Origin of the sequence: Serratia sp. BNK-17 (assembly GCF_048684935.1) — a bacterium.
GTDB lineage: Bacteria > Pseudomonadota > Gammaproteobacteria > Enterobacterales > Enterobacteriaceae > Serratia > Serratia nematodiphila.
The window spans coordinates 572,801-584,767 of record NZ_JBLQTR010000001.1 but is presented as its reverse complement, the minus strand read 5'-3'; the positions used below and the strand labels follow the sequence as shown (position 1 = coordinate 584,767).

Below are 11,967 nucleotides of genomic sequence, written 5' to 3'. Positions count from 1 at the left end.
AGGTCAGAATAACGGCATCGTTTCCGGCGCGCGGAGAAAATCGGCCTCTGGGCTTGAAATCGCGCCGGGCTCCCCCCATCTGTAAAGAATAATTCTGGGGCTGTTTGCCAAAGTGCGCGGGATAAAACAACCGTCGGGTACGTGCGGCGCGGGTCGAATGCTTGAGCATAGTCATCATGGCCGTTCTCAAGTAGAATCGGCGTATTAGGGTGACACCCTGGCCGCCAAGGCAATTTCTATTAGGAGACGGTAATGTCATACAGTGGCGAACGAGATCAATTTGCACCGAACATGGCGCTGGTGCCGATGGTGGTAGAGCAGACTTCACGCGGGGAGCGTTCTTACGACATTTATTCCCGCCTGCTGAAAGAGCGCATCATTTTCCTGACCGGCCAGGTGGAAGATCACATGGCCAACCTGATCGTGGCGCAAATGCTGTTCCTCGAAGCGGAAAGCCCGGAAAAAGACATTTACCTCTACATCAACTCGCCGGGTGGGGTAATTACCGCGGGCATGTCGATTTACGACACCATGAAGTTCATCAAGCCGGACGTCAGCACCATCTGTATGGGCCAGGCGTGCTCGATGGGCTCCTTCCTGCTGACCGCGGGCGCCAAAGGCAAACGTTTCTGCTTGCCGAACTCGCGCGTGATGATTCACCAGCCGCTGGGCGGCTACCAGGGCCAGGCGACGGACATCGAAATCCACGCGCGTGAAATCCTCAAGGTGAAAGCGCGCATGAACGAACTGATGGCCGAGCATACCGGCCAGCCGCTGGAGCAGATCGAGCGCGATACCGAGCGCGATCGCTTTATGACCGCGGAAGAAGCCGTGGAATACGGCCTGGTTGACGGCATTCTGACACACCGCAGCTAGAACCACGCGGCGCCGATGGACTATAGTAATCAGAGTGGGCAGGGGCTCGCTCTGTTGTAGCCCCTCGGCGTTCCCGATATGAGTTTGGGCGCACTGCCGCCGTGATTTTCCTGCGGGACAAGACTAAAGAAGAGGTTTGACTGATGACAGATAAGCGCAAAGACGGTTCAGGAAAGCTGCTGTACTGCTCTTTTTGCGGCAAAAGCCAGCATGAAGTGCGTAAGCTGATTGCCGGGCCGTCAGTGTATATCTGCGATGAATGTGTCGATCTGTGTAACGACATTATTCGCGAAGAGATTAAAGAAGTTGCCCCGCATCGTGAGCGCAGTGCGCTGCCGACGCCACACGAAATTCGCCACCACCTGGATGACTACGTCATCGGCCAGGAGCAGGCGAAGAAAGTGCTGGCGGTTGCGGTGTACAACCACTACAAACGCCTGCGCAACGGCGATACCAGCAACGGTATCGAGTTGGGCAAGAGCAATATCTTGCTGATCGGCCCGACCGGCAGCGGCAAGACTCTGCTGGCGGAAACGCTGGCGCGCTTCCTGGACGTGCCGTTCACCATGGCCGACGCCACCACGCTGACCGAAGCCGGTTACGTGGGCGAGGACGTAGAAAATATTATCCAGAAGCTGTTGCAAAAATGTGACTATGACGTGCAGAAAGCGCAGCGCGGCATCGTTTATATCGATGAAATCGATAAGATTTCCCGTAAGTCTGACAACCCGTCGATCACGCGTGACGTCTCGGGTGAAGGCGTGCAGCAGGCGCTGCTGAAGCTGATTGAAGGCACCATCGCCGCGGTTCCACCGCAGGGCGGGCGCAAGCATCCGCAACAGGAATTCCTGCAGGTCGATACTTCCAAGATCCTGTTTATCTGCGGCGGCGCATTTGCCGGCTTGGATAAGGTGATCGGTCAACGCGTCAACACCGGCTCCGGCATCGGCTTCGGCGCGACCGTCAAGGGCGAGTCCGAGAAGGCCACCGAAGGCGAACTGCTGCTGCAGGCCGAACCGGAAGATTTGATCAAGTTTGGTCTGATCCCTGAGTTTATCGGCCGTCTGCCGGTGGTGGCGACCCTGAGCGAGCTGAGCGAGGACGCGCTGATTCAGATCCTGAAAGAGCCGAAGAACGCCCTGACCAAGCAGTATCAGGCGCTGTTCAATCTGGAAGGCGTGGAGCTGGAGTTCCGCGACGAAGCGCTGAACGCCATCGCCAAGAAAGCCATGGCGCGCAAAACCGGCGCCCGCGGCCTGCGTTCCATCGTGGAAGGCGCGCTGCTCGACACCATGTACGATCTGCCGTCGATGGACAGCGTAGACAAAGTGGTGATCGACGAGTCGGTGATCGCCGGCCAATCCAAACCGCTGCTGATTTACGGCAAGCCTGAAGCTCAGGCATCTGGCGAATAATTAGCCAGTTAAACCAGCGCGTTATCAGCAAAATGGGGGATTTCATCCCCCATTTCTTTTTCCTGCATTCTTGCCGTTGAATGTAAGAGATTCATCCCCATATACTCATTAACCAGATTTTATGAAACGTTAGATGCTTGCGTCTCATGAGATTCCCCCTCAACCTGGCGGAAATTAAACTAAGAGAGAGCTCTATGAACCCTGAGCGTTCCGAACGCATTGAAATCCCCGTTTTGCCATTGCGCGACGTGGTGGTTTATCCGCACATGGTGATCCCGTTATTTGTTGGCCGGGAAAAATCGATTCGGTGCCTCGAAGCCGCAATGGATCACGATAAGAAGATCATGCTGGTGGCACAGAAAGAGGCCTCAACGGATGAACCTGGCATTAACGACTTGTTCTCGGTCGGCACCGTAGCGTCGATCCTGCAGATGCTGAAGCTGCCGGACGGCACGGTAAAAGTGCTGGTCGAGGGGCTGCAGCGCGCACGCATCACTACGCTGTCCGACAGCGGTGAGCATTTCGCCGCGCAGGCGGAATACCTTGAGTCGCCGGCTATCGACGAGCGCGAGCAGGAAGTGCTGGTGCGCACCGCGATCAATCAGTTTGAAGGCTATATCAAACTGAATAAAAAAATCCCGCCGGAGGTGCTGACGTCACTCAACAGCATCGACGACGCCGCGCGCCTGGCGGACACCATCGCCGCCCACATGCCGCTGAAACTCAGCGACAAGCAGTCGGTGCTCGAGATGTCCGACATCACCGAGCGTCTGGAATACCTGATGGCGATGATGGAGTCGGAGATCGACCTGCTGCAGGTTGAGAAACGCATCCGTAACCGCGTCAAGAAGCAGATGGAGAAGAGCCAGCGCGAGTACTATCTGAATGAGCAGATGAAGGCGATTCAGAAAGAACTGGGCGAGATGGACGACGCGCCGGACGAGCACGAAGCGCTGAAGCGCAAGATCGATGCGGCGAAAATGCCGAAAGAGGCGCGCGAAAAAACCGAAGCGGAACTGCAAAAGCTGAAGATGATGTCGCCGATGTCGGCGGAAGCGACCGTGGTGCGCGGCTACATCGACTGGATGCTGCAGGTGCCGTGGAATGCGCGCAGCAAGGTGAAAAAAGACCTGAACAAGGCGCAGGAAGTGCTCGATACCGATCACTACGGCCTGGAGCGCGTCAAAGATCGCATCCTCGAGTACCTCGCGGTGCAGAGCCGCGTCAGCAAAATCAAGGGGCCGATCCTGTGTCTGGTGGGGCCGCCGGGCGTGGGTAAAACCTCGCTGGGGCAGTCGATCGCCAAGGCGACCGGTCGCCAGTACGTGCGCATGGCGCTGGGCGGCGTGCGTGACGAAGCGGAAATCCGCGGTCACCGTCGTACCTACATCGGTTCGATGCCGGGCAAGCTGATCCAGAAGATGGCCAAGGTTGGGGTGAAGAACCCGCTGTTCCTGCTGGATGAGATCGACAAGATGTCTTCCGACATGCGCGGCGATCCGGCCTCCGCTCTGCTGGAGGTGCTGGATCCGGAACAGAACGTGGCGTTCAACGACCACTATCTGGAAGTGGATTACGATCTGTCCGACGTGATGTTTGTCGCCACCTCGAACTCGATGAACATTCCTGCGCCGCTGCTGGATCGTATGGAAGTGATCCGCCTGTCGGGTTATACCGAGGACGAGAAGCTCAACATCGCCAAACAGCACCTGCTGCCGAAGCAACTCGAGCGCAATGCGCTGAAAAAAGGCGAGTTGACGGTCGACGACAGCGCCATCATCGGCATTATTCGCTTCTATACCCGCGAAGCCGGGGTGCGCAGCCTGGAGCGTGAAATCTCCAAACTGTGCCGTAAAGCGGTGAAAACGCTGCTGATGGACAAGAAGCGCAAGCATATCGAGATCAACGGCGACAACCTGAAGGATTACCTGGGCGTGCAGCGCGTCGATTACGGCCGTGCGGATACCGAAAACCGCGTGGGCGAAGTCACCGGGCTGGCGTGGACGGAAGTGGGCGGCGATTTGCTGACCATCGAAACCGCCTGCGTGCCGGGCAAAGGCAAGCTGACCTACACCGGTTCTCTGGGTGAAGTGATGCAGGAATCGATTCAGGCGGCGCTGACCGTGGTGCGCGCGCGCGCGGAGAAACTGGGCATCAACGCCGATTTCTATGAGAAACGCGACATCCACGTGCACGTGCCGGAAGGGGCGACGCCGAAAGATGGCCCGAGCGCCGGTATCGCGATGTGCACCGCGCTGGTCTCCTGCCTGACCGGCAACCCGGTACGCGCCGATGTGGCGATGACCGGCGAGATCACGCTGCGCGGTCAGGTGTTGCCGATCGGCGGCCTGAAAGAGAAGCTGCTGGCGGCGCATCGCGGCGGCATCAAAACCGTGCTGATCCCTTACGAGAACAAGCGCGATCTGGAAGAGATTCCGGACAATGTTATCGCCGATCTGGAGATTCATCCGGTGCAGCGAATCGATGAAGTTTTGAACATTGCGTTGCAAAACCCGGCCTTCGGCGCACTGCCGGTAGCGGCAAAATAGTGACGAATCGCAAAAACCATTGATAAAACTTATACTGGCAAGCCATTTCGGACTTGCCAGTATTTTTTTGTACCGCTAAGTTAGATCTCTGTCGGCCCGCGTTTTGTCACCCAGTCGGTGGCTTGCCAAGGTTCGATGGGATTGATATAACAGCTGCGCTGTCGCAACCGTAGGGATTTTTCGGTGCGACGATAGAATTCTAGAGGGGATGATAGAGTGAATAAGTCACAACTGATCGACAAGATTGCCGCAGGTGCTGATATTTCCAAAGCGGCAGCGGGACGTGCTTTAGACGCAGTAATCGCTTCCGTTACCGACTCCCTGAAAGCAGGGGATGACGTGGCTCTGGTAGGTTTCGGTTCCTTTACCGTGCGTGAACGTTCGGCCCGTACCGGCCGCAACCCGCAAACCGGTAAAGAGATCAAGATCGCGGCAGCCAAAGTACCTGCCTTCCGTGCAGGGAAAGCGCTGAAAGACGCTGTAAACTGATTTAGCGTCTAACCGTTTAGCGTAACAGGGTTTTGTAATAAACAATCACCTGACGCAGCGGTGCTGGTAAGGTAAGATACAAGGCGCATCGGACTGATGCGCTTTTTTTATTTTTGTCGCAGGGAACGCGCCTGCGCAAGGGTTGTTAATCCACATCACAGCGGAGTGTTGTCACACTATGATGGACAATTTACGCGCGGCTGCCAATCACGTCGTGCTCAAAATCATCCTGGCCCTGATCATCCTGTCATTCGTTCTGACCGGGGTGGGTAACTACCTGATCGGCGGCTCCGGCGATTATGCTGCGAAAGTAAATGGTCAGACGATCGAACGCGCTCAGCTGGAACAGGCTTTCCAAAGTGAGCGCAGCCGCATGCAGCAGCAGCTGGGTGACCAGTTCTCTGCGCTGGCCGGCAACGAAGGCTACATGCAGCAGATGCGCCGTCAGGTGTTGTCCCAGTTGATCGACAACATGCTGCTCGACCAGTATGCCAAGAAGCTGGGCCTGGCGGTCAGCGACGATCAGATCAAGGACGCCATCCGCAAGGCGCCTTACTTCCAGACCAACGGCCAGTTCGATAACGCCAAATATCTCGATCTGATTGGCCGCATGGGCTACACCGCCGACAACTTCGCGCAGTCGATGCGTCAGCAGTTGGTCAATCAGCAGGTGATCCAGGCCTTCGGCGAGTCCGGTTTCGTGCTGCCGTCTGAATCGCAAGCCATGGCGGCGCTGGTGCTGCAGGAGCGCGACGTGCGCCTGGCGACCATCGATTTGAAAGCGCTGCAGGCGAAACAGAGCGCCGGCGACGACGAACTGAAGGCGTATTACGATCAGAACAAGAACAGCTTCATCGCCCCGGAGCAGGTGAAGGTGAGCTATATCCCGCTGGACGCCGCGTCCATGCAGGACAAGGTGAAAGTGAGCGAAGAGGACATCAACGCTTACTACGACCAGCACAAGAGCAGCTACGGCCAGCCGGAGCGTAAAAACTACAGCGTGATCCAGCTGAAAACCGAGGCGGAAGCCAACGCGGCGCTGGATGAGCTGAAGAAGGGCGCCGATTTCGCCACCCTGGCGAAAGAAAAATCCACCGACATCATCTCACGCCGCACCGGCGGCGAGCTGGGTTGGCTGGAGCCGGAAACCACCGCCGACGAACTGAAGCAGGCTAACCTGACCGAGAAAGGGCAGCTGTCTGGCGTAGTGAAATCCTCCGTCGGCTACCTGATCGTGCGTTTGAACGACATCGAACCTGAGAAACTGAAACCGCTGAGCGAAGTGCATGACGCCATCGCCAAGCAGGTGCAGCAGGAGAAAGCGGTAGACGCCTATTACGCGCTGCAGCAGAAGGTGAGCGAAGCGGCGACCAGCGACAACGAATCTTTGGCCTCGGCTGAGGAAGCGGCCGGCGTGAAAGCGGCGCAAAGCGACTGGTTCACCCGCGACAACATCCCTGCCGCGCTGAACTTCAAACCGGTGGTGCAGGCGATCTTCGACGGCTCGCTGATCGGCGAGAACGGCGCGCCGGGCAGCAACTCCGACGTGATCACCGTAGACGGCGACCGCGCTTTCGTGGTGCGCGTGAGCGGCCACAAGCCGGAAGGCATCGAACCGTTCGACCAGGTAAAAGACCGCGTGGCGGAACTGGTGAAACGCAACAAGGCGCTGCAGGCAGCGAAGCTGCAGGGCGAGAAGCTGCTGGTTGAGCTGAAGCAGGGCAAGGGCGACGAAGCGATGAAAGCCGCCGGCCTGAGCTTTGGCGCCGTGCAGAAGATGGCGCGCGCGCCGGAAGACAGCCAGCTGGTGGAGAGCGTGTTCGCGCTGCCGCACCCGCAGGACGGCAAACCGGTTTACGGCATGTCGCAGGATCGTCAGGACAACGTGGTGCTGATTTCGCTTGATGCGGTGAAGCCAGGCACGCTGCCGGAAGACGAAATGAAAACCTTCGTCGGCAAGATGGAAGAGGGCGCGACCGGCGTTTCCTTCGATTCGCTGCTGGCGAGCCTGCGTAAAGAAGCCAAGATCAAAATGGGCGCCGCTGAGCAACAGCCTCAGTAATCGCCGCATTTTTCTGCAACGCAGTGCAACAAACAAAGGCCGCTTTCGCGGCCTTTTCCATATCTGACATCCGTCGATTGCTGAATATTCGCCGCCGCGGCAAGGTAGCCGTGCTGTCACACACAAGGAGGATACAGCATGCAATATTCAGAGAAAAAAGCGTTTTTCGGTTACCGTCGTCACGTTAACGCCGCGCTGACCGCGCTGTTGTTATGCCTGGCCGGGCCGGCAGCCGCGGTGGAAAAAAACGAGGCGCCGATGCTCTCAACACCGGCGAGCCATGGCGGACAATCGGTGATGACCAAGGCAACCGAAGAGGCGGCGGTCAGCATCAATCAGGCCACTGCCGAACAACTGGCCGCCACCTTGAGCGGCGTCGGCCTGAAGAAGGCGGAAGGCATCGTGCGCTATCGCGAACAGAACGGGCCGTTCACCCAGGTTGAGCAGTTGCAGGAGGTGCCGGGCATCGGGCCGGCGCTGTTTGAGAAGAACCGCACCCGGCTGAAAATGTGATCCCGGTCGCGGCTGCGTGGCAAAATGGCGCTGAGGCCGTGGCTCCTCTGCTACATTTTACAGGTCTTACCAGTTTGGCGCGTTGACCAAACGGGCGAGGGAGCCAGCGCGGCTCCCTCTTTCTGTAATCACCAGGCAGGAGCGATCGTTCCCTATGCAAACCTTTATCAAAGTTCGCGGTTATCACCTTGATGTTTACCAGCACGTTAACAACGCCCGCTATTTGGAGTTTCTGGAAGAGGCGCGTTGGGAGTGGTTGGAGAACGAAGCCGGGTTCCGCTGGATGACGGAAAACAACATCGCTTTCATCGTGGTGAACATCAACATCAATTACCGCAGCCCGGCGGTATTAGGGGACAAGCTGCGTATCGACAGCCAGATGGTGCAGCTCAACGGCAAGAGCGGGGTACTGAGCCAAAAGGTGACGCAGGATCCGGCGGGGACGCCGGTGGCAGACGCGCTGCTGACTTTCGTGTGCGTCGATCTGAAAACGCAGCGTGCGCTGCCGATCGAAGGAGAATTGCGCGAGCACCTGGAGGCGCTCACGCTGAAGGATAATCCGCAGTAAGCTCACGGGCGGCATAGGCTGCCGCCGTCACTGCCCTCAGGCCAGGCCGGCTTTCTGTTTCAACGCCGCCATCACTTCCGCCTGGTTGGCGCGATACTGCGTCAGGCCATTGGCGCGCAGGTTGCAGGCGGCGCACTCGCCGCAGCCGTCACCCTTGATGCCGTTGTAGCAGGTCAGCGTATCCTGGCGTACGCGATCCAGCTGGTGGTAATAATCCGCCAGCGCCCAGGTCTCGGCCTTGTTCAGCCACATCAGCGGCGTTTCGAAGCGGATATCGCGGGCGATGCCCAGCGTCACCGCCTTGTTCAGCGCTTTAACGAACTCGTCGCGGCAATCCGGGTAGCCGGAGAAATCGGTTTCACACACGCCGGTGATCACCGCTTCTGCTTCGACCTGGTAGGCGTAGATCGCCGCCAGCGTCAGGAACAGGATGTTGCGGCCCGGCACGAAGGTGCTCGGCAGCGCATTTTTCTGGTTGGGATCGTAGGTGGGAACCGGAATATTGTCGCGCGTCAGGCTGCTGACGGCCAGCTCATTGAGCAGCGTTACGTCCAGCACCTTGTGCGCCTTGGCGCCGAGGGCTACCGACAGCTCTTGAGCCACTTCAATCTCGGCGCGATGGCGCTGGCCGTAATCGAACGTGACGCAGTGAACTTCGTCATACTGTTGCAATGCCTGGATTAAGCAGGTCGTGGAGTCTTGTCCACCGCTGAAAACGACAACCGCGCGCTTCATAAAATCACCTTTTTGGGCTTTGGCCTCTCCCGATACACATTCGGGCGGCAGGATAAAAATTGCGTTGCGGCGACAATAGTAGCAGAAAGAGCCGCCAGGCGCAGGGCGGTTCGGCTCAGGCCGGTGCGTTGTCCACCGGCGGCGGCAGCCACGCCTGGCAAAAATCGAACCAGCCGTGGGCGGTCAGCGTGACGCCATGCATGCGCGGCGGCGCGCTGATCTGATACTGGTAGTGGAACAGCGGCGTGATGATGGCGGCGGCCATCAGCCGTTGATAATAGGCCTGCAGCCGTGCGAAACGCGGTTGCTGCGCCTGCAGCTGCTGGATCTGCCGCAGCGTATCCTGTTGCTGCTGCCAGCGGCTTTCCGTCAGGATGCCACGCCACAGCGTATCCTGCCGCAGCCAGCTCTCCAGCGTCGCCTCCGGCGCTTCGCCGATCAGGTTGTCCGCCAGCAGCAGATCGGCCTGGGCGATCTGTTCCTCGCTTTGCCAGCGCTTGCCGGCATAGTAACGCACCTCCAGCTCGCAGCCGTGCTGCGCGAGCAACCGCTGTAGCGCGGCCGTCACCGTTTCCAGCTCGACCGGCGGCCGATACAGCAGCGTCAGCCGGGCGGGCAGGGCGACATCCTCTTCGACCTGTTGGTGGGGGATGCGCCAGCCGGGCAGCATTTCATGGCTGGGGGTGATCACGCTGTTGGGGATCGGCAGATGGCTCAGCAGGCCGGACTGCTGGATCAGCATCAGCAGCTTTTGCCCCTGGGCTTCGTTCAGCACGCCGTGGCGCAGGTTCAGCGCCAGATAACACCAGCCCAGGCTCATGCTGCGCTGCACCGGCCGGGCCTGCGCCAAATCGTCTTGCTGGCCTATGGTGATGCGCACCGGATGCTGGCAACTGGTGTAGGTGCCGGCGGTAGGCAAATCGGGGGTGATCCAGTATTCGATGGTATCCAGATACGGATGCTGCAGATGGTAACCGGCGTGCTGTTCCAGCCGCACCAGGTGCGGCTCATTCAGTGTCAGCTTGAACGGGCCGGCGCCGATGGCCGGCAGTTCCGGGTGAGTCATCAGGCAAGGCAGCTCCGCCAGCCGGTGGGCCAGCCAGTAGTCCGGCAGGTGCAGATCGAACTGAATACACAACGGATGCGGCAGGCTGATGCGCGCGACGTTGGCCAGGCTCGGTTGGCTACGCGGATGGCGCTGCAGTTTTTCCAGCGTTTGCAGCAGTTGGTGGCCGGTCAACGGTTCGCCGTTGTGCCAGCGCAGCTGGCTGCGCAGAAAGAAGCGCCAGCGCAGGCCGCGATCGCTAATCTGCCAATGGTGCGCCAGATCGGGCTGCGGTTCCGGGTTACCGGTCATCAGGCGCGTCAGTCCGGCGTGCAGGGTCGACACCAGATGTTGTTCGGCGCGGCCGGTCAACGTGAGCGGGTCGAGCGCTTCCAGCGTGCGGTAATAGGGAATGCGCAGCGTCGGGCTGCCGGCCTGCCATTGCCCGCCGAGGTGCGGGCTGAGCAGATCCTGCAGGTGCTGCGGATCGAGCTGCGCCATCTCCAGCGCCCCCTGATGATTGCCCTGTTGCAGCAGCTGTTGAAGCAGCTGCGCGCGCAGTTCATCCGGGGTTTTCAGGCAGTGCAGGCGAGCGCGCTTACCGCGGCCGGGCTGCGAATGCCAGCTCAGCCAGCCCTGATCCTGCAGCTGCTGCACCAGCGTGCGGGCATGGCGTTCGCTGCAGTAGAACATCGCCGCCAGCTCGCCGATGGTCACGGCGACCGGCGCGCTGCCGAGCTGTTGATACAGGCGTTGATATTGGCTGAGGCGGTGAACCAGGCGCATGGGCAGAAATCCGGAACAGTTTTCTCAAATTGTTCACTATTACTTCCGCAAATACCATCCCATACTGCAGTGATTGTAATCGCGTTCACATTCATGAGGTCTTTATGTATCGCCTGGCAGCTTTCGATATGGACGGCACGCTGTTGATGCCGGATCACCGGGTTGGCCCGGAAACGCTGGCGGTGCTGAACCAGCTGGTGGAGCGGGAGATGGCGGTGACGTTCGCCACCGGGCGCCACTACCTCGATGCGCAACCGATCATGGCGCAACTGGGGCTGCAGGGTTACCTGATCACCGGCAACGGCACGCGGGTATATGACAACCGCGGCCAACAGCTGCACGCCACCGACCTGCCGGCGGCGGTGGCCGAAGAGGTGCTGCATCATCATTGGCGCACCCGCGCCAGCATGCATGTATTCCGCGACGAAGGTTGGCTGACCGAGTTTCCCGTGCCGGAAGAGATGCTGCGGGCGCATCACCTGAGCGGTTTTCGTTTTCAACTGGCCGATGTGCGCCGTCTGCCGGCGTTCGGCAACAGCAAGGTGTGCTTTGTCGCGCCACATGAGGAGTTGCTGGCGTTGCAGGTGCAGCTGCGGGCGCAATTGGGCGATGAGGCAGACCTGTGCTTTTCCGCCTACGACTGTCTGGAGGTGCTGCCGCTCGGTTGCAACAAAGGCACGGCGCTGGAGCGGCTGAGCCGTCATCTGGGGCTGACGATGGCCGACTGCATGGCGTTCGGCGACGCGATGAACGACAAAGAGATGCTGGGAGCGGTGGGGCACGGCGTGGTGATGGGCAACGCCCTGCCGCAGCTGAAATCCCTGCTGCCGCAGCTACCGGTTATCGGCCATTGCCAACAACAGGCGGTGGCTCACTATTTACAACATTGGCTGCGTTCACCTTGCCTCACCTATTCCCCCGAAGAATGA

The 11,967-nt window shown here is 59.3% G+C and carries 10 protein-coding genes; 8 read left to right on the top strand and 2 right to left on the bottom strand.

Annotated features, from left to right (window positions below):
* Positions 1-252: 252 nt before the first annotated feature.
* The 7 genes from clpP to ACMGF7_RS02870 all read left to right on the top strand — a co-directional run bounded on the left by clpP (position 253) and on the right by ACMGF7_RS02870 (position 8,472).
* Positions 253-876: an ATP-dependent Clp endopeptidase proteolytic subunit ClpP gene (clpP, locus tag ACMGF7_RS02900; RefSeq protein WP_004940356.1), complete on the top strand. Its 624-nt coding sequence runs from the start codon at positions 253-255 to the stop codon at positions 874-876.
* 143 nt (positions 877-1,019) lie between these two features.
* A complete protein-coding gene (gene clpX, locus ACMGF7_RS02895; protein ID WP_004940354.1) occupies positions 1,020-2,291 on the top strand; it encodes an ATP-dependent protease ATP-binding subunit ClpX in 1,272 nt (423 codons plus the stop codon).
* Positions 2,292-2,485: 194 nt separating this feature from the next.
* Positions 2,486-4,840: an endopeptidase La gene (gene lon, locus ACMGF7_RS02890; RefSeq protein WP_004940352.1), complete on the top strand. Its 2,355-nt coding sequence runs from the start codon at positions 2,486-2,488 to the stop codon at positions 4,838-4,840.
* A 216-nt stretch (positions 4,841-5,056) separates the two neighbouring features.
* Positions 5,057-5,329 carry a nucleoid-associated protein HU-beta gene (gene hupB / locus ACMGF7_RS02885; protein ID WP_004940351.1) on the top strand — a complete coding sequence of 91 codons (273 nt, stop codon included), beginning with the start codon at positions 5,057-5,059 and terminating at the stop codon, positions 5,327-5,329.
* Positions 5,330-5,507: 178 nt separating this feature from the next.
* The gene (gene ppiD / locus ACMGF7_RS02880; protein ID WP_197798668.1) at positions 5,508-7,391 is read left to right on the top strand and encodes a peptidylprolyl isomerase; all 1,884 of its coding nucleotides are present in this window, start codon (positions 5,508-5,510) and stop codon (positions 7,389-7,391) included.
* A 138-nt stretch (positions 7,392-7,529) separates the two neighbouring features.
* Complete coding sequence (locus ACMGF7_RS02875; protein WP_164095465.1) at positions 7,530-7,904, top strand: ComEA family DNA-binding protein; 375 nt, start codon at positions 7,530-7,532, stop codon at positions 7,902-7,904.
* A 154-nt stretch (positions 7,905-8,058) separates the two neighbouring features.
* On the top strand, positions 8,059-8,472 hold the full coding sequence (locus ACMGF7_RS02870) for an acyl-CoA thioesterase (RefSeq protein WP_004940344.1): 414 nt from the start codon (positions 8,059-8,061) through the stop codon (positions 8,470-8,472).
* A 36-nt stretch (positions 8,473-8,508) separates the two neighbouring features.
* On the opposite strand, the gene queC is transcribed toward ACMGF7_RS02870, so the two are convergent.
* On the bottom strand, positions 8,509-9,207 hold the full coding sequence (queC, locus tag ACMGF7_RS02865; protein WP_015376848.1) for a 7-cyano-7-deazaguanine synthase QueC: 699 nt from the start codon (positions 9,205-9,207) through the stop codon (positions 8,509-8,511).
* 115 nt (positions 9,208-9,322) lie between these two features.
* Positions 9,323-11,038, bottom strand: a complete 1,716-nt coding sequence (locus ACMGF7_RS02860; RefSeq protein ID WP_197763879.1) for an SgrR family transcriptional regulator — start codon at positions 11,036-11,038, stop codon at positions 9,323-9,325.
* Between the two features lie 104 nt (positions 11,039-11,142).
* Here ACMGF7_RS02860 and cof point away from each other — a divergent pair, with 104 nt between their 5' ends.
* Entirely contained in the window at positions 11,143-11,967 is an 825-nt protein-coding gene (gene cof, locus ACMGF7_RS02855) for an HMP-PP phosphatase (RefSeq protein WP_049242798.1), read from the top strand.

Bases quoted from the DNA above. Each gene is read 5' to 3' on its own strand.
- lon (WP_004940352.1), top strand. From the start codon at position 2,486: ATGAACCCTGAGCGTTCCGAACGCATTGAAATCCCCGTTTTGCCATTG.
- cof (WP_049242798.1), top strand. From the start codon at position 11,143: ATGTATCGCCTGGCAGCTTTCGATATGGACGGCACGCTGTTGATGCCG.
- queC (WP_015376848.1), bottom strand. From the start codon at position 9,207: ATGAAGCGCGCGGTTGTCGTTTTCAGCGGTGGACAAGACTCCACGACC.
- ACMGF7_RS02870 (WP_004940344.1), top strand. From the start codon at position 8,059: ATGCAAACCTTTATCAAAGTTCGCGGTTATCACCTTGATGTTTACCAG.
- clpX (WP_004940354.1), top strand. From the start codon at position 1,020: ATGACAGATAAGCGCAAAGACGGTTCAGGAAAGCTGCTGTACTGCTCT.
- ACMGF7_RS02860 (WP_197763879.1), bottom strand. From the start codon at position 11,038: ATGCGCCTGGTTCACCGCCTCAGCCAATATCAACGCCTGTATCAACAG.
- ACMGF7_RS02875 (WP_164095465.1), top strand. From the start codon at position 7,530: ATGCAATATTCAGAGAAAAAAGCGTTTTTCGGTTACCGTCGTCACGTT.
- ppiD (WP_197798668.1), top strand. From the start codon at position 5,508: ATGATGGACAATTTACGCGCGGCTGCCAATCACGTCGTGCTCAAAATC.
- clpP (WP_004940356.1), top strand. From the start codon at position 253: ATGTCATACAGTGGCGAACGAGATCAATTTGCACCGAACATGGCGCTG.